General features: G+C 67.5%; 18 protein-coding genes and 4 pseudogenes. 14 read left to right on the top strand and 8 right to left on the bottom strand.

Annotation, left to right across the window (positions count from 1 at the left end; all coding sequences use genetic code 11):
* Nucleotides 1–27 precede the first annotated feature (27 nt).
* Together FPZ11_RS20380 and FPZ11_RS18265 are read right to left on the bottom strand one after the other, a co-directional pair.
* A pseudogene (locus tag FPZ11_RS20380) lies at nucleotides 28–369 on the bottom strand (lysylphosphatidylglycerol synthase domain-containing protein); the annotation flags it as partial.
* A 227-nt stretch (nucleotides 370–596) separates the two neighbouring features.
* Complete coding sequence (locus FPZ11_RS18265) at nucleotides 597–1,778, bottom strand: glycosyltransferase (protein WP_146322436.1); 1,182 nt, start codon at nucleotides 1,776–1,778, stop codon at nucleotides 597–599.
* A gap of 151 nt (nucleotides 1,779–1,929) precedes the next feature.
* Here FPZ11_RS18265 and FPZ11_RS18260 point away from each other — a divergent pair, with 151 nt between their 5' ends.
* From FPZ11_RS18260 to FPZ11_RS18240, 5 genes are all read left to right on the top strand, one after another.
* The gene (locus FPZ11_RS18260; protein ID WP_146322435.1) at nucleotides 1,930–2,850 is read left to right on the top strand and encodes an NAD-dependent epimerase/dehydratase family protein; all 921 of its coding nucleotides are present in this window, start codon (nucleotides 1,930–1,932) and stop codon (nucleotides 2,848–2,850) included.
* A gap of 71 nt (nucleotides 2,851–2,921) precedes the next feature.
* Nucleotides 2,922–3,917, top strand: a complete 996-nt coding sequence (rfbB, locus tag FPZ11_RS19565) for a dTDP-glucose 4,6-dehydratase (protein WP_146322434.1) — start codon at nucleotides 2,922–2,924, stop codon at nucleotides 3,915–3,917.
* 4 nt (nucleotides 3,918–3,921) lie between these two features.
* Nucleotides 3,922–4,788: a dTDP-4-dehydrorhamnose reductase gene (rfbD, locus tag FPZ11_RS18250; RefSeq protein WP_146322433.1), complete on the top strand. Its 867-nt coding sequence runs from the start codon at nucleotides 3,922–3,924 to the stop codon at nucleotides 4,786–4,788.
* Nucleotides 4,763–5,899 carry a glycosyltransferase family 4 protein gene (locus FPZ11_RS18245; protein ID WP_146322432.1) on the top strand — a complete coding sequence of 379 codons (1,137 nt, stop codon included), beginning with the start codon at nucleotides 4,763–4,765 and terminating at the stop codon, nucleotides 5,897–5,899. Before rfbD ends, FPZ11_RS18245 begins: the two co-directional genes overlap by 26 nt.
* Before the next feature lie 72 nt (nucleotides 5,900–5,971).
* Nucleotides 5,972–6,757 (top strand): HAD-IIB family hydrolase, encoded by a 786-nt coding sequence (locus FPZ11_RS18240; protein WP_146322431.1) that lies wholly within the window; start codon nucleotides 5,972–5,974, stop codon nucleotides 6,755–6,757.
* Here FPZ11_RS18240 and FPZ11_RS18235 read toward each other — a convergent pair.
* From FPZ11_RS18235 to FPZ11_RS18225, 3 genes are all read right to left on the bottom strand, one after another.
* Nucleotides 6,723–7,154, bottom strand: coding sequence for a hypothetical protein (locus FPZ11_RS18235; RefSeq protein WP_146322430.1), 432 nt, complete (start codon nucleotides 7,152–7,154; stop codon nucleotides 6,723–6,725). The genes FPZ11_RS18240 and FPZ11_RS18235 overlap by 35 nt on opposite strands.
* On the bottom strand, nucleotides 7,142–8,089 hold the full coding sequence (locus FPZ11_RS18230) for an acyltransferase family protein (protein WP_168203909.1): 948 nt from the start codon (nucleotides 8,087–8,089) through the stop codon (nucleotides 7,142–7,144). The genes FPZ11_RS18235 and FPZ11_RS18230 overlap by 13 nt, the downstream gene beginning before the upstream one ends.
* A gap of 253 nt (nucleotides 8,090–8,342) precedes the next feature.
* Nucleotides 8,343–9,098, bottom strand: coding sequence for an MmpS family transport accessory protein (locus tag FPZ11_RS18225; RefSeq protein ID WP_146322428.1), 756 nt, complete (start codon nucleotides 9,096–9,098; stop codon nucleotides 8,343–8,345).
* Between the two features lie 230 nt (nucleotides 9,099–9,328).
* Here FPZ11_RS18225 and FPZ11_RS18220 point away from each other — a divergent pair, with 230 nt between their 5' ends.
* From FPZ11_RS18220 to FPZ11_RS18210, 3 genes and pseudogenes are all read left to right on the top strand, one after another.
* Nucleotides 9,329–10,645, top strand: coding sequence for a sensor histidine kinase (locus FPZ11_RS18220; protein ID WP_168203908.1), 1,317 nt, complete (start codon nucleotides 9,329–9,331; stop codon nucleotides 10,643–10,645).
* A 42-nt stretch (nucleotides 10,646–10,687) separates the two neighbouring features.
* Nucleotides 10,688–11,035 (top strand): annotated as a pseudogene (locus FPZ11_RS20375) (response regulator); the annotation flags it as partial.
* Nucleotides 11,036–11,108: 73 nt separating this feature from the next.
* Nucleotides 11,109–11,348, top strand: a complete 240-nt coding sequence (locus FPZ11_RS18210; RefSeq protein ID WP_168203907.1) for a response regulator transcription factor — start codon at nucleotides 11,109–11,111, stop codon at nucleotides 11,346–11,348.
* Between the two features lie 16 nt (nucleotides 11,349–11,364).
* Here FPZ11_RS18210 and FPZ11_RS18205 read toward each other — a convergent pair.
* From FPZ11_RS18205 to FPZ11_RS18195, 3 genes and pseudogenes are all read right to left on the bottom strand, one after another.
* Nucleotides 11,365–12,037, bottom strand: a pseudogene (locus tag FPZ11_RS18205) (response regulator).
* Nucleotides 12,034–13,248 carry a sensor histidine kinase gene (locus FPZ11_RS18200; protein ID WP_146322425.1) on the bottom strand — a complete coding sequence of 405 codons (1,215 nt, stop codon included), beginning with the start codon at nucleotides 13,246–13,248 and terminating at the stop codon, nucleotides 12,034–12,036. Before FPZ11_RS18200 ends, FPZ11_RS18205 begins: the two are co-directional and overlap by 4 nt.
* On the bottom strand, nucleotides 13,245–13,940 hold the full coding sequence (locus FPZ11_RS18195; protein WP_146322424.1) for a DedA family protein: 696 nt from the start codon (nucleotides 13,938–13,940) through the stop codon (nucleotides 13,245–13,247). Before FPZ11_RS18195 ends, FPZ11_RS18200 begins: the two co-directional genes overlap by 4 nt.
* A 197-nt stretch (nucleotides 13,941–14,137) precedes the next feature.
* Here FPZ11_RS18195 and FPZ11_RS18190 point away from each other — a divergent pair, with 197 nt between their 5' ends.
* From FPZ11_RS18190 to FPZ11_RS18170, 6 genes and pseudogenes are all read left to right on the top strand, one after another.
* Nucleotides 14,138–15,490, top strand: a complete 1,353-nt coding sequence (locus tag FPZ11_RS18190) for a M20/M25/M40 family metallo-hydrolase (protein ID WP_146322423.1) — start codon at nucleotides 14,138–14,140, stop codon at nucleotides 15,488–15,490.
* A 103-nt stretch (nucleotides 15,491–15,593) separates the two neighbouring features.
* Nucleotides 15,594–16,304: pseudogene (locus tag FPZ11_RS20370) on the top strand (MFS transporter); the annotation flags it as partial.
* A gap of 142 nt (nucleotides 16,305–16,446) precedes the next feature.
* Entirely contained in the window at nucleotides 16,447–17,049 is a 603-nt protein-coding gene (locus FPZ11_RS20365; RefSeq protein ID WP_367889409.1) for an MFS transporter, read from the top strand.
* A gap of 102 nt (nucleotides 17,050–17,151) precedes the next feature.
* Nucleotides 17,152–18,357: a nucleotide sugar dehydrogenase gene (locus tag FPZ11_RS18180; protein WP_210415916.1), complete on the top strand. Its 1,206-nt coding sequence runs from the start codon at nucleotides 17,152–17,154 to the stop codon at nucleotides 18,355–18,357.
* A complete protein-coding gene (locus FPZ11_RS18175; RefSeq protein WP_146322422.1) occupies nucleotides 18,354–19,124 on the top strand; it encodes a glycosyltransferase family 2 protein in 771 nt (256 codons plus the stop codon). Before FPZ11_RS18180 ends, FPZ11_RS18175 begins: the two co-directional genes overlap by 4 nt.
* Nucleotides 19,121–20,149 carry an NAD-dependent epimerase/dehydratase family protein gene (locus FPZ11_RS18170; RefSeq protein ID WP_146322421.1) on the top strand — a complete coding sequence of 343 codons (1,029 nt, stop codon included), beginning with the start codon at nucleotides 19,121–19,123 and terminating at the stop codon, nucleotides 20,147–20,149. Before FPZ11_RS18175 ends, FPZ11_RS18170 begins: the two co-directional genes overlap by 4 nt.
* Nucleotides 20,150–20,178 lie beyond the last annotated feature (29 nt).

Here is a 20,178-nt window from a genome sequence, read left to right as displayed (position 1 = left end):
CAAAACGATGACCCACCAGTAGGTCACGGCCAGCGAAGGCACCAGCAGAAGAGTGCCCACGGAGATCACCGCCGCGGCTACCAGGCTCACCGCCAATTGCACGGTCATCGAAACGACCATCGTTGAACTCGCGATCCCAGCCTGGCCACCGAGCTGGCTTCCTGCCACCATCGGCCAAACGCCGCCCGGAATGTACTTCCCGATTTGGGCGATGAAGGTGATCCGTGCGGCCGCGAACACTCCGATGCGCGCGCCAAAGGAGTGCACGACCGACCGCCAACTCAGCGCGTTCGCAAACGTTCCGAGGTAAGCGAGTGCTATCGAGACAAGCACCCAGACCGGGCTCATCGAGCCGATGACCTCGACCATCTCACTCCAGTTGGACAGCACAGCCCACACGAGAAACGCCACGGCGACCACGCCAAAGACCACCTGGATGGGTGCGCGGTACCGTTTGAGCCACCTCAAAAAGGCAGTCACAGGCGACCCCGATCGCTGCCGCTGCGATATCTGTTCGATGATGTCGTGGACACCGAGATCTCCAGCGAGAACGTGATGTCCCAGAGCGATTTCACCGGACCTCGATCCGCCGCGAGTCATCGAGGATCTCGCGCAGCAACGCTGCATAGCGTGCGCCGACCGCAGTCACTGAAAAATCCTTCACTCGCTCTCGCTGCCCCAGTACCAAGGCGTTCACGGCGCGCGTCGTCGTTCACAAGCCTTTCGATTGCGAATGAAAGCCTCTGGACGTCGCCAGGGGGCACCAGCACACCAGACACGTCATCCACGACCACTTCGTTGATACCCGGAACATCGGAAGCGATCACCGGCAGCCCCATTGTCATTGCTTCGAGCATGGCGACGGGGAGACCGTCCTTGTCACCCGAACTCGCTGGAACGCTTGGCGTCACCACAATATCCGCCCCCTGATATGCCGACGCCAATTGTGCTCTGCCCAGCTGACCGACAAAGTCAACGGGAACGCGAAGGTTCTCTGCAGCGCGTGCGAGCTCACCGCGAAGGGGCCCATCCCCAACGACCTTCAAGCGAACGTTCTCAGACGTCTTTTCACTGAGACCCTCGAGAGCTTCGATCAGCACGGCCAGGCCCTTCTTTTCCACGAGCCGGCCCACGAACAGCAATTTGACCTGCTGTTGCAGCGAAGGATTGGAGTCGGCGGGCTGAGATTCGCCAGTCTTCCTTACGATCATCGATGTATCGACGCCCATGGGCATGACCTGCACTCGCTCAGGTCGAGCACCCAGTTCGATGACCATGCGGCGCATCTCGTCGTTCATAACCGTGATCTCAGAGGCACGGGTCACGACTGCGGCTTTGAGTCGTCGAAGCACAGCACCGTTGAGCGCATAGAGGTCTCCTCCAAGCGTGGTGATGAGACGCGGCACGCCCCGCAGCGCCAGATCGGCGACCACGCCTTGAGGAATTATCCAGTGCACGTGAACTACATCCGGGGAGAACCGGCGTCGCGCCCTTCGCATGGCCGACCATTGGCTCACCAGGAAGGGGACCACCTGCAGCCAGTTCGAGCGACGAGCGCGGAGGTTCTCGATGATCGCGCCGTCGGCGAGACGCTCCCAGCGCCGAGGAAAGTAGCCATACCTCACGGTCTCGATGGCTCCGTCTAGTTCGTGCGAGGGTGCACCTGCCACGCGAGGAGCCAGCACCATCACATCGAAGGTCTTCGATTCTTCACGTGCGAGGTCTCGTACGAACGCGGGGGTTCCGTCCCCAGCGTGTGCGGGGTAGGTCGATGTCACGACGAGCAATCGGGGACGAGTCACGCCATCTCTCTCACTGGCTGAGTTGAACACAATCGACGATCCTACGGAGGTCTCGAGGTGAGAAGCATGAGTGCTCGGCGCTTGCTGGACCGTTCATGCTCGATGGGCATGAACTAAGGTCGTGACGATGAAGTGTCTCGTGGTCGGCGGAAACGGTTTCATCGGGTCGCACCTCGTCGACGGATTGAGCCGCGCTGGACACGATGTCTCAGCGTTTGATCGGTTCCGCACCCCGCCGACGTTCAACACTCGCGGTGTCAGAGTCCTGCAGGGCGACTTCTTCAATCGCTCGGATCTCGCAGACGCCACCGACGGACAGGAAGTGGTGCTCCATTTTCTTTCCACCTCCGATCCCGCACGGTCCGAGGACGACCCGACTCTTGACGTCCGAACCAACCTCACTCAGTCGCTGGAGCTCCTCGAAGCCTCGGCTCGAGCCGGAGTGCGCCAGTTCGTGTACGCGTCAACGGGCGGTGCGATCTATGGGCCTCAAGCGGATGTTTTCTTCGACGAGGACATGATGACCCGCCCGATATCGCCGTACGGAATCGGCAAGGAGGCCGTAGAAGGATATCTCCGATACTTCGCGCTCAAGTACGGCATGGATACGGTGTCGCTCCGTATCTCAAACCCGTATGGGCCTCGTCAACGCCCTGAGAAGACTCAAGGGCTCATCCCGATCGCGCTCAACCGGATCAGTCGCGGTGACCCTGTGGTCCGATTCGGCGACGGCACGATGGTGCGTGACTATCTCTGGATCGAGGACCTCATCGACGTGATCGTCCGGGTCGCGGGGTCAACCCACCTTCACTCCGTCTACAACGTCGGTTCCGGGATCGGGCACAGCGTCAATGACGTCCTCGCAGTTCTACGGTCCGTCACGGGCATCGATTTCGAGATCGAATCACAACCCCCTCCCGCCACGTTCGTCGAACACGTTGTTCTTCGAAACACGAGGCTACGTGACGAGTTCGGATTGCCCGACTTCACGACACTCGAGGATGGTGTTCGGTTGCTCTGGAATGGCTTGGCACCCGCGCCCCGTTGAGCACTGAGCTCGACCAAGGCCCTTCGGTAGACTCTTCGCCAGCCTCACGACAGAAAGTACCCGCGATCGCAATGAAGATCCTCGTCACCGGCGGCGCCGGTTTCATCGGCTCGAACTTCGTCCACTTCGTTCTTGAGAACACCGAGCACTCCGTGACCGTGCTCGACAAGCTCACGTACGCGGGCAATCGAGCCTCGCTCGACGGGCTGCCCGACGACAGGTTCGCTTTCGTCAAAGGCGACATCGCCGACGCCGAGTTGGTCGATGGGCTCTTCACCGAGCACGACGCCGTGGTGCATTACGCGGCCGAGAGCCACAACGACAACTCGCTGTCCGATCCAAGTCCGTTCGTGCACACGAATCTGGTGGGCACGTTCACGCTGCTGGAGGCGGCGCGCAGACACGGCATCCGCTTCCACCACATCTCCACCGATGAGGTCTACGGCGACCTCGAACTCGACGACCCGGCGCGCTTCACCGAATCGACGCCGTACAACCCTTCGAGCCCGTACTCGTCGACCAAGGCCGGCAGCGACCTGCTGGTGCGCGCGTGGGTTCGCTCGTTCGGCGTCGAGGCGACCATCTCCAACTGCTCGAACAACTACGGCCCGTATCAGCACGTGGAGAAGTTCATTCCTCGTCAGATCACGAACGTGCTGCGGGGTGAGCGCCCCAAGCTCTACGGCACGGGCGAGAACGTGCGCGACTGGATCCATGCCGACGACCATTCCTCTGCGGTGCTCACCATCCTCGAGAAGGGTCGCATCGGCGAGACCTATCTCATCGGGGCCGACGGCGAGAAGAACAACAAACAGGTGGTCGAGCTCATCCTGGCCGAGTTGGGACAGCCCTCCGACGCGTACGACCTGGTCGCAGATCGCCCCGGCCACGACCTTCGCTACGCGATCGACTCCACGAAGCTGCGCAGCGAACTCGGGTGGATGCCTCGTTACGGCGACTTCGCCGCCGGCCTGGCCGCAACCATCCAGTGGTACCGCGACCACGAGAACTGGTGGGGTCCGCAGAAGGCCGCCACCGAAGACCGTTACCGGGCGCAGGGGCAGTAGCAGGGTGCGCTATCTCGTCACCGGGGCATCGGGCATGCTCGGCCGCGACCTGCAACATGCTCTCTCCGGTCGCCGTGTGACGGCCCTCTCCCGAGCGGACCTCGACGTCACCGATCGCGCCTCCGTCAGCGAGGCCGTCACCGGCTACGACGTGGTGTTCAACGCCTCCGCCTATACCAAGGTCGACGACGCCGAGTCACACGAAGACGTCGCATATGCCGTCAATGCCCTCGGAACCGAGAATCTCGCCGTCGCCGCACGATCGGCGGGCGCGCGCCTGGTGACCGTCTCGACCGACTACGTCTTCCAAGGCAACGCCGCCACGCCCTATTCGGAAGACGCGCCGCGCGATCCCCTCAACGCATACGGCCGCACGAAGGCCGCCGGCGAAGAGCTCGCGCTCGCAGCCCACCCCGACGGCACCTTCGTCGTGCGCACGGCGTGGCTCTACGGCGAGCACGGGCCGAACTTCGTGAAGACGATGCTTCGTCTGGCCGACACCCATCCGACGGTGACCGTCGTCGACGACCAGCGTGGACAGCCGACCTGGACGGCAGATCTCGCCACCCAGCTCGTGAGACTCGCGGACTCCGATGCGCCCGCGGGCATCTACCACGGCACGGCCGGCGGTGAGACCACGTGGTTCGGCCTTGCCCGCGCGGCCTTCGACGCTGCAGGGCTCGACCCCGAACGGGTACTCCCGGTCAGCAGTGCAGACTTCGTACGCCCCGCGCCCCGCCCCGCGTACTCGGTGCTCGGACACGACGCCTGGACCGCGGCAGGACTCGAGCCGATGCGAGACTGGCAGGACGCACTGGTCGAGGCATTCCGACGAAAGGCATTCGATGACAACGCTGCGGGTGATCGTTGACGAGGTGCTCACCGAGGTGCCGGACGGCACCTCGCGGTACAGCCTCGAGCTGACAAGGCAGCTCATCGCGACGGCGCCACGCGGATGCGACGTCGAGGGCATCATCGCCGCCCACGACGACAAGGATCGTCTGCTGCTCGACCAGGTTCTGCCCGGTCTCGCGGGCCTCCAATCGCTGCCCGTCGGATCGCGAGAGCTGCGTCTGGCGTGGCAGATGGGCGTGAAGCTGCCTGTGGGCGGTGGCCTCATCCACGCGCCGAGCCTGCTCGCCCCGCTCTTCAAGCACAAGGGGCGCGGCACCCTCGAACAGACGACAGTGACCGTGCATGACGTCTCCGCGTATACCGCGCCTGATGCGGTCGGGGTCGTCGAAGCCGCGTGGCAGAAGGCCATGGTGAAGCGAGCGCGCAAGTTCGCCGACGCCATCGTGGTTCCCACCCACGCCGTCGCGGAACAGCTCGACGAGGTGGCGAGGCTGGGCGACCGCATCCGGGTCATCGGCGGAGCGCCGTCCGACACCCTGCGCGTTCCTGCCGACGCTGATGCCCGCGCCGCCGCACTGCGACTGCCCGAGCGATACGTCGCCACGGTGTCGAGCCTCGACCCCAGGCGCGGCCTGCGCGAGCTCATCGCCGCCATGGCGCATCCGCTCATGAACGGCACACCGCTGGTGGTCGTGGGCCCGGAGGAGTTCCGCGGCGAGCACGTGGCCACCGTCGCGATGGAGGCCGGTCTGCCCGAGGGCCGGGTGCGCGCGCTGGGCACCCTCGGCGACTCGGATCTCGCTGTGGTGCTCAGCAGGGCGAGCGTCTTCGCCTACCCCAACCTCATCTCGGGCTTCGGCCTGCCTGTGGTGGAGGCGATGCGTTTCGGCACCCCGGTCGTGCATTCCGATGATCCGGCGGTGGCCGAGGTCGCGTTCGGCGCAGGCGTCGCGGTGCCACGAGAGGATGCCGCCGGCTACCCCGAACGGCTGGCTCAGGCGATCTCCGCCGTGCTCGCCGACGGCGCGGTGCGCGATCGGCTGCGCTTCGCCGGCATGGACAGGGCTGCGGCCTTCAGCTGGCAGGACTCCGCCGAGCGCGTCTGGGCGCTGCACGCGGAGCTGTGACGATCCTTCGTCGTGCCCCGCTAAACTGACGTGCCGATCCAACAGCGGACCACCGCGAGCCCCCGAAGGACCATGACAGCGATCACCACGCAGCCGCGCCTCGTCGCGTTCGACCTCGACGACACGCTCGCGGCATCCAAGTCGCCGCTCTCCCCCGCGATGGCGCAGCGCCTCCTTGCGCTGCTCGACGTGGTGCCGGTGTGCATCATCTCCGGTGGCCAGTTCGGCCAGTTCTCGACCCAGGTCGTGGAGCGGCTCGCGGATGCCTCGCCCGCCGCGCTCGAGCGGCTTCACCTCATGCCCACCTGCGGCACGCAGTACTTCCGCTTCGCCGATGGCGCGTGGACCAAGGTGTACGCGCAAGACCTGAGCGATGACGAGAAGACGCGAGCGCTGACCGCCGTGGAGCAGGAGGCCAAGCGTCTCGGGTACTGGGAGGAGCAGACCTGGGGCGCGATCCTGGAGGACCGCGGCTCGCAGATCACGTTCTCGGCGCTCGGGCAGCAGGCGCCCGTCGACGCCAAGGCAGCGTGGGACCCCACGGGCGAGAAGAAGAGCGCGCTGCGCGCCGCCGTGCAGGAACTGCTGCCCGACCTCGAGGTGCGATCGGGCGGATCGACCTCGGTGGACATCACCAGGCGCGGCATCGACAAGGCGTACGGCATCGGCAGGCTGTCCGAGCTGACGGGCATCCGTCTCACCGAGATGCTGTTCATCGGCGACCGGCTCGACCCCGACGGCAACGACTACCCGGTGCTGGCGATGGGAGTTCCCACGCTCGCGGTGAGCGGGTGGGAGCACACCATCGAGGTGCTCGACGAGCTCATCCCCCGACTGGCTGCGGCGACCGCAGGCTGAGGGCTCTTCCGCGGGCCAGCAGCAGGGCGGCGGCGAGACATGCGAGCGAGATGACACCGCCCGCCAGGCTGAAGCCCGTGGCGAGGATCACCACGACACCGCAGACGGCGAGCACCGCTGAGCCGGATGCCGCGCCCCTGGAGAGCACGGGCATCCCTTTCGCGCCCTGTGCGGTCTCCCAGCGCGCCGTGACGGCGGCGACCAGCGCGACGAGCCCGAATGCGCACAGCAGCCAGACCGGACGGGTGTCCCACCACGCGACGGAGAGCGGGAGCGGGAGCGCGGCGCCCGACAGCAGCAGCGTGCCCGCCATCAGCACGAGCACCAGCATGTGCCACAGGTAGACGGTCATGGCCCTGGCGTTGATCCAGGTGGCGACGGCGTTCACCGGCCGCATGCCGTGCATCCTGCGCAGCGCAGGCGCGACCAGCTGGAACAGCGCAAGCTGTCCGACTCCGAGCAGCACCAGCGCGCCGCACGGGGGTTGAGGTCGGAGAGCAGGTCGAACGAGTACACACCGCACGTGCAGAACACGGCGAGCGCACCGTACGCGGCGAGCGCCAGAGCGGCGAGAAACAGCCGGGGACTCGGCATCCTCTTCTCCGCGAGCCAGAACCCGAGCTGCTGCACCAGCAGCCAGACGAACGCGAGGTTGATGAAACCGACGGCCGGGATGCCCGTCGCGCCCCGCACGACATCCACAGCCACCACGAGTGCGGCGAGCACCCCCACGGTCGTCCATCTGGCTCGCCTGTGCGCCGCGATGGCCGCCGGCACCAGCGCCGTGGTCAGCGCGTACACGCCCAAGAACCAGAGCGGCTGGCTCAACCGGAATCCGGCGGTCGTGACAATGCCGGCGGGCACGCCGAGGAGAGTCAGCGCTGCGAGCACAGCGACGATCGCGGAGATCGCCGCGACGGCGGGACGAAGCAGTCGGCGCATGCGCAGTGCCACATAGTCGCTCGCCGTCACGCCGTGTGCGCTCAGCGCCGTGTACTGCGTGAAGGCGGAGAACCCGCCGAGCACGAAGAACAGCGGCATGATCTGCGCCGCCCAGGTGAACGGCACGAGGCCCGGCCAGCCGTCGAGCGCGTTCTGCAGCACCGGGCCGGCCGCTCCCATCGAGACGCCGACCATGAGCGAGTGCATGAGCACGACGACGATGAGACACCACGCCCTGGCCAGATCCACGGCGCCGTCGCGACCCCTGGAGGGCGCCGGCGAGTGCTGCTGCGAACGCCGAGCCGTCTGCCGGCGATTCCGGGGTGCCGTCGGGGATGTCGTTTCGGGCTCGGGCCGCGAGTGCGGCGCGGTGAGTGTGTCGACGGTCACGGTGTGCTCTCCTCCCGGTCGGCCGGGAGGGCCGCCCGGACGACGGTACGAACGCGACATCGCTGACCGCGTCACCGCCCGGAGCCATTCGGAACCCCTACCCCGGTAGGGGCCGCTCACGCGAGAGTGCGGGTTCCGGTACGCGAGAGTGCGACTTCCTGGCCGCCGGCGTGCGACTTCTCGCGACCGAGCGTGCGGATTCTTTCCGCGACGACCGAGGCCGGGTCGATGACCGACCCGGCCGACGCCGCGGCTACTTGCCGTCGGTGTTGCAGCTCACCACCGCGAACGATCCCGTCGAGGTCTGCGTGGACTTCACGACTCCGTTCACCGTGATGGTGCAGCTGATGGTGGTCGCACCCTGAGCGGCCATCGCCGTGAGCGACATGTTGCTGAAGTCGAAGACGCCGTTCTGCTTCAGCGTCAGCTGCTTCGACCACGGGAGTGCGGCATCCGTCGCCTGTTCCTGTCCCGACTGTCCGTTGTTGATCGTGAAGTAGGTGATCGAGCTCGCGGTTGTCGCGTCGGACGTCACCTTGTACTCCACGTCGAGGGTCTTGCCGTCGGATGCCTTGTCCGAGCTCGCATCGGTGCTCGCTCCCGAGCTCGCGTCCGCGCTGGGCGCCGAGCTGCTGACGATGCTGTTGCTCGCATCGTTCAGCGCCTTCGACGCTGCGGAGAACGCCGCCGCGTACACCACGACCATGATGATGGCCAGCACGAGCGCCACTCCCGAGATGATCGTGCCCGTGATCGGCAGCCCCCTCGCGTGGCCTTTGAGAAGCAGTCCGATCACACCGAGCACCAGGCCGATCACCGCGAGCACCATGGCCGCATAGTTCGCGAACGGGATGAACGCGAAGACCAGTGCGATGATGCCCAGCACGAGGGCGGCGACACCGAGTCCGTTCGACGTCTTCGGCGCCGGAGCCGGTGCGCCCGGCTGCGGCGAACCGGCCGGCGGATAGGCACCGGGTGCAGGCGGCTGCGGAACCATGTTGTCGCTCATCTGTCTCACCTTTCGCTGACCCTGCGGGTCTCTGCTGTGGGATGCCCTCGGCGTCTCGCCGTCGGGTCATCGGCCTTCATCTGCGGCCGAGATCAGCACACCAGCGCAGCGCAGCCCTCCCCCAGGTCGGAACGGTCGAGATGCGCCGGCGGAAAGGAGGGAATCGGCGTGCGCGATTCCCCACGTCCGGAGGGCAGACCGTGTCGCCCGTGCTCCGTACGATCGGAGGCATGACTCTCGTGCCGCCACCGCCGGTCGCCGGCGTCGCGACACCACCGGCATCCCGCACCGTTGCGGCACCCTCACGCACGCGACGAGCGTGGGCGCTGACCGGATCCATCGCGTTGGCCGTGCTCTGCGGTCTCCTGGCCCTGTCCGCGGGCGGATCACACGACGCTCCCCAGGGCGCACCGCACGGCGGAGCCGCCGGGCTCATCACCGGATACGCCATGCTGGGGGTCTTTCCCATGCTGGGCGCCTCGGTGCTGCTCGTCTGGCGACACCGGGCGCCCGTCATCGTCGCCACGATCACGATGGGGCTCACCGTGGTCGTGCCGACCACGGCTCTGCCCGCTCTCGTCTGCCTTGCAGCTGTCACCTACGCGCGAAGAGGATGGCTGCGCTGGGCCTTCATCGTGGCCGCCTTCGTCGCGACGGTGGTTGCGGACTACTGGGATCTGATGGGCACGAACTCGGCGCTGGCCGCGCTCTTCGACTCGCCGCGGCAGGGCACGCCCGCTCACGCCGTGCTGCTCTGGCTGGTCCCAGTGCTGGCCGCCATCGCCGTGGCGCCGTTCGCCGCGTTCGGCATGGGGCGCCGACTGCTCTCGGAGCGGGATGCCGCACGCCGCGACTCGGCGAGCGCCCGGCACACGGTGAACGCCCTGCAGCTTCAGGTCGACCAGCAGCGCGAGCGTCAGGAGATCGCCCGCGAGCTGCACGACACCCTCGCGGCAGACCTGAGTCAGGTGGCGCTGCATGCCGGTGCCCTCGAGCTCATCGTCGGCGAAGGCGACCAACGTGCCGTGAGCGCGGCCCGCGTGGTGCGCGAGTCCACGCAGCACTCGCTCGACGACCTACGGCACATGGTGCGTTCATTGCGCGACCACGATCGTGCGATCGGCACCGGGCAAGGGCTCGGCGAGCTGCCCGCGCTGATCGATGACACGTTGCGCGGGGGACTGGATGTGCGTGCGCAAGTGCTCGTCAACGACGCCGCGTCCTGTTCGGCACGCGTCGGGCACGCCGCCTATCGCATCGTGCAGGAGGCGATCTCGAATGTGCGGCGGCACGCGCCAGGAGCGACGCTTCATCTCGATGTGCGCGGCGGACCCGCAGACGGCATCACCATCCGATGCACGAACTGGCTCGTTCCCCAGAGCGCCCCGACGAGCACGGGCGGCGGCAACGGACTCACCGGCATGAGCGAGCGAGCCCACCTCGTCGGCGGCACCTTCCTCGGCGGTGTGACACCAGAGGGAAGCTTCGCGATCACGGCGTGGATGCCGTGGGCTCCGTCCGCGCACGTCGAACACCCCGTCGGCTGAGGCGCGACCGGCCGCGTCGGCGGGCGCCCCTAGACTGGCGCGGTGGCTGAGGTCGACGACATCCGTGTGCTCATCGTCGACGACGATCGCATGGCAGCGGCCGGCATTCAGGCCATCCTCGATACCGCCGGCGACATCGATGTGGTCGGACTGTGCACCGACGGCAGCCAGGTGAGCGACGCGCTGGCACGCCATCGTCCCGATGTCGTGCTCTGCGACGTGAGGATGCCCCGGCTCGACGGCGTCGACGTCGTGCGCTCTCTCGGGGCCGCATCGAGCGCGAGGTTCCTCATGATGACCGCATTCGACGAAGACGGACGAGTGCTCGACGCGATCTCGGCCGGCGCAGCCGGCTTTCTGCTCAAAGACGAGGATCCGCGACGCATCATCGACGCCGTTCGGGCGGTGGCCGCCGGCGAATCCGCGTACAGTCCTCGCGCCGCAAGACAGCTCACGGAGTGGGGTGCAGGAATCGGGCACCTCGGAGGCTCGACGCGACGCCCGCGCGAAGCTCGATCTGCTCACGGAGCGCGAACGGGAGTACGCCAGAGCCCTGGTGAGCGGGGCATCCGATGCCGAACTCGCCGCCCGGTTCTTCGTCGCCGAGACCACGATCAAGTCGGCGCTGGCGAGCATTCGCGCCAAGTGGGGGCTGCGCACCCGCACCGAACTCGCCGTGGTCGTCGCACGCGCGGAGGCGTGAGCGTCGGCCTTCCGCCCTACCCCGCCGGCTCCACCAGACCGGTGTCGTACGCGAGGATGACCGCCTGCACCCTGTCGCGCACCCCCACCTTGGTGAAGATGCGGCTCACGTGCGTCTTGACGGTCTGCTCGGCGATGAAGAGCTCGCCCGCGACCTCCGAGTTGGAGTATCCGCGACCGATCAGCACCAGGATCTCCCGCTCCCGCTCCGTGAGCGAGTTAAAGCTGCATCGCTCGGGACGGGGACGCGGGACGCTGCGCGCTGAAGCGCTCCAGCAGCCTGCGGGTGATGCTCGGTGCCAGCAACGCGTCACCGTCGGCGACCACCCGCACCGCGTGCACGAGCTCGTCGGGCGGGGCATCCTTGAGCAGGAATCCGCTCGCGCCGGCGGCCAGCACGTCGTAGACGTAGTCGTCGGCGTCGAAGGTGGTGAGCACGAGCACCCGGGGCACGTGCGGTTCGCCACGGCTCGGGTTGACGAGTTCGCGGGTCGCGTCGATGCCGTTGAGAGTGGGCATGCGCACGTCCATCAGCACGACGTCGGGGCGCAGGCTCCTGGCGAGCGCGATCCCCTCGGCGCCGTCCGCCGCCTGCCCGACCACGTCGATGCCCTGTTGCGCGTCGAGGATCGCGGCGAAGCCCGCCCGCACCATGGCCTGATCGTCGACCACGAGAACGCTGATCGTCATTCGCCGCCCTTCGAGACGTCCGTCGGAATCGTGGCCCGAACGACGAAGCCCCCGTCGTCCGTTCGCCCCGCCGTGAGGCTGCCGCCGAGAAGAGCCACGCGTTCGCGCATTCCGCGGATGCCGTTGCCGCCGGCGTCCGGATTCGTCACGACCGCCTCCCGAGGCGCTGCGTTGCGCACCTCGATGTTCAACGTGCCGTCACCGGGTTCGAGCGTCACCAGCGTATCCGCGCCGGTCGCGTGCCTGGCCACGTTGCTGAGCGATTCCTGCACCATGCGGTAGGCGGTGAGCGAGACGACGGGGTCGAGCGCGACGCGCTCGTCGTCGGCGAGCCGGTCGTCGAGCTCGATCCGGGAGCCGGCACGCACCGCGGCGGCCACCAGTGCGGCCACCTCGGCGACCGTGGGCTGCGGAACGCCCTGGCCCGTGGCATCCTCATTGCGCAGCACCGCCAGCAGGGCCCGCATCTCGCGCATGGATGCCCTGGCCAGCCCCGCGATGTCGTCGAACTCCGCCGCGGCCTCCTCCGACAACCCCGGCAAGCGATACCGGGCGGAGGATGCCTGCACCTGGATCGCGCTCATGCCGTGCGCCACGACATCGTGCAGCTCCCGCGCGAGCTCGGTGCGCTGCTCGGCGGCTTCGCGCCGCACGAGTTCCTCGGCCGAGATGGCGCGCTCCCGCACGAGTTGCGCCCGCACCGCCGACCACTTGCCGATCAGCAGGCCGATCAGCCAGGCGACGGCGACGATCGAGACGAAGACGACGAGGTCGGCCGTGGCTTCGCCCGTGAGATCGGTCGTGGTCGGCGACGCGAGCGCGATGGCCAGCCCTCCACCGCCCGCGATCGCCACGGCGGCGAGGCCGACGAGCCATCGGGTGCGCGAGACCACGAGCACCACGGTCGCCAAGGCGATGGTGGAGGTCACCATGATGGGCCACGGACCGGAGGGCGGCGTCACGAGGGCGAAGCCGAGCACGGCGACGATGCACAGCACCGTTGCGAGCACGGGCCGCACGAGGCTGAACACCATGGAGGCCGCGAGCGCGACCGACAGTACGAGGGCGAGAACGATCGGCACACCGAAGGCGGCGGCCGACAGCGGTGCCGCGACGGCCAGAATCGTGACGGCCGCAAGGGTGACCAGGGTCCAGGCCGTGATGCGCGCCGGATCGAGCCGTGTCGGCTCCGGCTTCGTCGATGTCGTCATTCCGCCCCGATGCATTCCGGCTCGCTGGTGGCTCGAAGGCTCTCCGCCGGTGCCTCTTCGACGTCGTGCGAACGCGTTCCGACGGCCGTCGATCGAGCCGAGCGACGCGCGAGGAGTCGCATGACGAGGTCGACGATCAGGCCTGACAGCACTCCCCCGGCGATTCCGACGAGCATACCGAGCAGGGCATTGCCGTGCAGCAGATGACCGGCGAGCAGGCCGATCGCCACCGAGTAGGAGGCCCAGGTGACGCCCGCGACGATGGAGAGCAGGAAGAACTTGCGCCGGGGGAAGCCCGAGGCTCCTGCCACGAGGTTCACCGCCACCCGGCCGACCGGGATGTAGCGCGCGCTCATCAGGAAGACGGCGGGGCGGCGGGCGATGCCGCGGCCTGCGGAGTTCAGAGCTGCGCGCATGCGGCGACGGCGCATCCAGGCGAAGCGCTCGAGGCCGACGCTGCGGCCGATGGTGAAGGTCAGGTTGTCGCCGATGATCGCGCCGACGGCCGCGCAGAGCACGACGAGCACCAGGTCCGGCTGGCCGACCGAGACTGCGGCGGCCGCGGCGGCGATCACGAGCGACTCGCTCGGCACGGGCGGGAAGAAGGCGTCGACGAGCACGGCGAGCGCGATCACGAACGGCACCCACGGCGTGGAGACCACGCTCGCGATGAAGGCGTTGACGGTGTCCATGGGCATCGCTCCTCGTCTTGTCGTTCCGGTTCTGCTCCGGGGTATCTCCACCCTCCGACGAGGCACCCCGCTCGCGCGTCCCCCCTCAGGTACGGCACACCCCCTACCGTCGGGTGATCTTGCCGTGCCAAGGTGTCGTGCCGGTGTACCGACCTGGCTGCGCCAGCCGGGGGTGACCGGCCGGTTAGCCTTGCCGCATGAACCCGACAACGCCGCGCTCCGGCATCGCCGAGCGGCTCGCTCAGCTGGTGCGCGTGCCCACCGTCTCCGCCCGGCTCGATGACAGCGGACCCGAGCCCTTCGTCGAGTTCGAGCGCGTGCTGCGCGAGTGCTATCCGCTCGTGCACGAACGCCTCGAGCTCGAGAAGGTCACCGACTTCGGGATGCTCTTCCGCTGGCCGTCGGCGAGCGGCTCGACGAGCGCGCCGGCGTCCGGCTCTCCCGCCGTGCTGATGGCGCACTACGACGTGGTGCCGGTCGGCGACGAGGATGCCTGGACCCACCCGCCCTTCTCCGGCACGATCGTCGACGGCGTGGTCTGGGGCCGCGGCACGCTCGACGACAAGGGCGCCGTGTGCGTGCTGATGGATGCCGCCGAGAACCTGCTCGCCGACGGATACGCGCCGGCCCGCGACGTCTATCTCTGGCTCGGCGGCAACGAGGAGACGTACGGCAGTGCGGCGAAGGCCGCCGTCTCGCTGCTGAAGGAACGCGGCATCGTGCCGTGGCTGGTGCTCGACGAGGGCGGTGCTGTGGTGGACGAGCCGCTGGCGGGCATCCACATGGACGCCGCCATGGTCGGTGTGGCGGAGAAAGGCGTGCTCACGCTGACGCTCACCGCACGGTCGGAGCCCGGCCACGCCTCGGCGCCACCGAGGCTGAGCTCCACGGAGCGCATCGCCGCCGCCGTGGAGCGGTTGCGGCGCCACCCGTTCCCCGCGCGGATCCCCGCGGTCACGCGGGAGATGTTCCGGCGCTTCGCGGTGGGCGCGCACGGGCCGTTCCGGCTGGCCCTGCGGGTGATCGCCGCCGTGCCGTGGCTGGGCGCGCGCATGCTCGCCGCGATGGGCGGCGAGGCTGCGGCGGTCGTGCGCACGACGGTCGCGGTGACGATGCTGGGCGGCGGCACCGCGGCGAACGTGCTGCCCGAGCAGGCGTCGGCCGTGCTCAACCTTCGCATCGCGCCGGGCGAGACCGCCACGACCGCGGTTCGCCGCGTGCGCCGCATCGTGCACGACCGGCACGTCACGGTCACGGCGGAGGAGAGCCACGATCCCTCGCCGGTCTCCGCTGCGGACAGCGAGCAGTTCGCGCTCGTCGCCAAGGCCGTTGCCGGCGCCTATGACGGCATCCCGAGCATTCCCTACATCCAGATGAGCGCCACCGACGGCAGGCACTTCCACGAGATCTGCCCCGCGACCTATCGGTTCGCTCCGCTGAAGATGACGGGTGCGCAGCGGGAGAGCATCCACGGCATCGACGAGCACGTGACCGTGGATGCGCTCGAGCGGGGCGAGCGCTTCTACCGCGAGCTCATCCGGTCGTTCTGATCCGCCGACTCCACGGCCGAGACCATCGCTGACCCGTGGTCAATAAGACCCCCGCGAGTCGGTTACGCTACTGCGGCAACCCGAATCGGCGAAGGAGCCGCCCATGTCGTCGTCGTCCGCCACGACTGTCACCCGCATCAGCGCACGCTCGATCGCCGGGGTCATCGGCCTGCTGGCGTTCGTCGAGTTCACCTCCGGAATCCTGCAGGGCTACTACACGCCGCTGTACCACGACATCGCGATCCACCTCGGCGTCACCGATCCCGAGCTCAACTGGCTCGAGGCGGCGCAACTGGCGGCATCCGCGATCGCCGTTCCGGCATTCGCCAAGCTCGGCGATCTCGTCGGCCACCGGCGCATGCTCCTCATCTCCACCGGCATCACCGCGGTCGCCTCGCTCACGCTCGCGTTCTCCGGCATGTTCTGGCTGTTCCTCATCGCCTGGGCGGTGCAGGGCTTCTACACGGTGTGGCTCCCGCTGGAGATCGCCATCGTGTTCACACGCAGTCAGAGCCACGGGCGGCCGTCGGCGCTCACCCGTCGCGCCGCCGGCTTCCTGGTCGGCGCTCTCGAGGTCGGCGCCATCGCCGGCGCCTTGTCGTCGGGCGCACTCGACGGTGTGATCCCCCTGCAGATCATCCTGCTGGTGCCCGCCATCGCCGTCGTCGTCTGCTTCGTCGTCGTGCTCTTCGGGGTCAAGGAGTCGGCGGATGCCGTCGCCCGGCGGGCCACTCGCGGAGCGTTCGACACCGGCGGACTCGTGCTCGTCTCGCTCGCCCTTCTCGGGCTCACCGGAGGCCTGAGTCTGTTGCGTCTCAACGGTCCCGCCTCCCCATGGCCGTGGGTGGTCATCGTCATCGGCGTTCTGCTCTTCGTGCCGTTCTCCCTCTACGAGCTGAGGAGCAAGGGAGCCGCTGGTCGACGTGCGACTCTTCCGCTCCGCATCGTTGTGGCCGGTGTTCGTCACGGCCGGACTCTTCGGCGTGAGCGTGCTCGGCGCCCAGGTGCCGCTCTCCACGTTCGCCAGAACGGATGCCGCCAGGTACGGCTACGGGCTCGGCGCGAGTGCGAGCATGACGTCGATCCTCGTCGGCATCTACCTCATCGCGCTTGTCGCAGGCGCAATGCTGCTGCCCGTCGTCACCCGGTGGATCGCACCGCGCATCGCGCTGATCGGTGCGAGCATCCTCGTCGCCGTCGGCTACCTCTTGTTCGTGCCGTTCCACGGTTCGTACGTCGAAGTGCTGACGAACATGCTGATCGCCGGTCTTGGCTCCGGCGCCCTGGTGGCAGCCCTGCCCGCGGCGGCGGCATCCGCTGCACCGCTCGACCAGACCGGCGTCGCGACGGGCCTGACCAACTCGGTCAAGACGGTCGGCGGTGCGATCGCCTCGGCGGTCTTCGGCATCGCGCTCGCCAATCCGACGGCCTCGGCAGGCGACACCGCCGGCACTCTGGCCGGCTACTACACGGTGTGGATCGTGTGCGGCGCCACTGCCGCACTGTGCGCGGCGCTGCTGCTCTTCGTGCCGAAGCACGCCTTCGGCGACGCGCCCTGAGCGGTATCACAGGTCCCAGGCCCCAGACCATTGAGCAACTTGAGAATGGCCGATGAGCCGTTATCCTGAATCGTCCCCCCTGACCAGCTCGAATGGTGCACCGTGTCTTCTGACTTCCTCAACGACGTCGTCGTCATCGGCGGCGGCGGCCACGTCGGCCTCCCGCTCGCTATCGCTCTCGCAGATCGTGGCTCCAAGACCGTCGTCTACGACATCAACGCGACGACGGTGGAGACGATCCTGCGCGGTGAGTTGCCGTTCAGCGAGCCCGGCGCCGAACCGCTCCTGCGCAAGGCGCTGGATGCCGGTCGGCTGACCGCATCCACCGACCCGGCGGTCGTCGCGTCGGCGCGCAACGTCGTCGTCGTCATCGGCACTCCCGTCGACGAGCACCTCAACCCCGACCCGAACGCCATTCCGAAGGCGCTCATGCTCTCGAGCGACCACTACCGCGACGGGCAGCTGCTCATCCTGCGCAGCACGGTGTATCCGGGCGTCACTTCGCTGGTGGAGCGCACGATCGCCGCTCTTGGCCTCGATATCGAGGTGGCGTTCTGTCCCGAGCGCATCGCCGAGCACAAGGCGATGGAGGAGCTGTTCTCGCTCCCCCAGATCGTCTCGTCTCACACCGAGGAGGGACGCCGTCGCGCGACCGAGCTCTTCTCCACGCTCACCGAGGAGATCGTCGATCTCGAGCCCGAAGAGGCCGAGCTCGCGAAGCTCTTCACGAACACCTGGCGCTACATCAAGTTCGCGGCCGCCAACCAGTTCTACATGATGGCCAACGACCGGGGACTCGACTTCGAGCGCATCCGCCAAGGCCTCACGCACAACTATCCGCGTGCAAAGGACATGCCGGGTGCAGGTTTCGCGGCCGGCCCGTGCCTGTTCAAAGACACGATGCAGCTGGCCGCGTTCAGCGACAACAAGTTCGCGCTCGGCCACTCCGCGATGCTCGTCAACGAAGGGCTGCCGCTCTACGTCGTCACACAGCTCGAGAAGTCGTACGACCTCGAAAACCTCACCGTGGGCATCCTCGGCATGGCCTTCAAGGCGGGGTCCGACGACATCCGCTCGAGCCTGTCGTACAAGCTGCGCCGCGTGCTCAAGTTCAAGGCCAAGGCCGTGATCGCGACCGATCCGTATGTCACCGAAGAGACCGATGACACGTTGCTTCCCCTGGATGCGGTGCTCTCGAAGGCGGACATCCTCGTGATCGCCACTCCGCACCCCGAATACCGCTCCGTGCGCACCGAGAAGCCCGTCGCCGACATCTGGAACCTTCTCGGCGACGGAGTTCGCGTGTGACCGAGTCCGCTGCGCCGCGGGTCTCCATCGTCGTTCCTGCGTACAACGAAGGCGACGACATCATCGCCGGGCTTCAGCGCATCGTCGACGCCGTCACGCTCGACAGCGAGGTTCTCATCGTCGTCGACACCGAGAGCGACACGACGATTCCACCCGTGACCGCATTCCGCGAGACGAATCCGCAGGTGTCGATCCTGATCAACGACTACGGTCGCGGGCCGGCGAACGCGATCCGCTACGGCATCGACCACGCACATGCGTCGACGACGGTGGTCACCATGGCCGATGGATGCGACGACCCGAGGCAGATCGACGACCTCGTGCGCCTCGTGGAGCGCGGCGTGGTCGTCGCGGCGGCGTCGCGGTACATGGCGGGCGGTCAGCAGGTCGGCGGACCGCGCTTCAAGTCCTTCCTGTCGCGCACGGCGGGCCGCTCTCTGCACCTGTTCTGCGGCATCGGCACCAGGGACGCGACCAATTCGTTCAAGGCGTACAACAGCGAGTTCGTGCGCGAGGTCGGCATCGACAGCCGCGACGGCTTCGAGATCGGGCTCGAGCTCACGGCGAAGGCCAAGCGGCTGCGCCGGCCCGTCGCGGAGATCCCGACCATTTGGCTGGACCGCACCTTCGGCCAGTCGAACTTCCAGCTCGGCAAGTGGATACCGAAATATCTGCGGTGGTACCGCTTCGCCTATGGGCCCCAGCTCACTCTGGACGAGCTCCGGGCCAAATCGCAGACCGTCGAAGCAAAGGACAACAATTCATGACGAAGGTACTGGTCACCGGTTCGAGCGGATTCATCGGCGGTTACATCGTCGAAGAACTCCTGTCGAAGGGCTACGAAGTGGTCGGAGTCGACAACTACTCGAAGTACGGCGAGGTCAAGAAGTCGTACGACGATGACCCCAACTATCGCCTCGTGGTCGGCGACGTGCAGGACACGGCGCTCATGACCGAGCTGCTTTCCGACGTCGACCACTTCATCGCCGGCGCGGCCCTGATCGGCGGCATCTCGTACTTCCACACCTACGCGTACGACCTCATCGCTCAGAACGAGCGCATCATCGCCTCGTCGGTGGATGCCGCCCTCGCGGCACGCAAGGCGACCGGTCGCCTCAAGAAGGTCACGTACATGTCCTCCTCGATGGTCTTCGAGTCGACCGACCGCTGGCCGAGCAAGGAGGGCGACGAGCGCCTCGTGCCGCCGCCGCTGTCGTCGTACGGATTCCAGAAGCTCGCGGTCGAGTACTTCGCCCGTGCAGCGTGGGACCAGTACCAGCTTCCTTACACGATCCTTCGTCCGTTCAACTGCGTCGGCATCGGCGAATCCCGCGCACTGGGCGACGTGGAGATCGACTCCGGAAACGTCAAGCTGGCGATGAGCCACGTGGTGCCCGACCTCGTGCAGAAGGTGCTGAAGGGCCAGGATCCGCTTCACATCCTGGGCAACGGCGACCAGGTGCGCCACTACACGTATGGTGGCGACCTCGCGCGCGGAATCGTGCTGAGCCTCGACCACGAGGGCGCCTACAACAACGACTTCAACATCTCGACGGCCGAGGGCCACACGGTGACCGAGCTGGCCGACGTGATCTGGCACAAGATCAAGGGTGACGACGTCCCGCTGCGCATCGTGAGCGACCCCGGTTTCGAGCACGACGTGCAGAAGCGCGTTCCCGACGTGTCGAAGGCCAAGGAGGTTCTCGGTTTCGAGGCGACGACGACGCTCAGCGAGATGCTCGACGAGGTCATCCCCTGGATCGAGAACGCCGTCGCCGAAGGCACCATCTAGCCTCCAGGCCGCACCACCCCGGAGAGAGC

This window comes from Humibacter ginsenosidimutans (genome assembly GCF_007859675.1).
Lineage (GTDB): Bacteria > Actinomycetota > Actinomycetes > Actinomycetales > Microbacteriaceae > Humibacter > Humibacter ginsenosidimutans.
The sequence above is the reverse complement of the archived record's forward strand: the minus strand, read 5'-3'. Positions and strand labels throughout refer to the sequence as shown.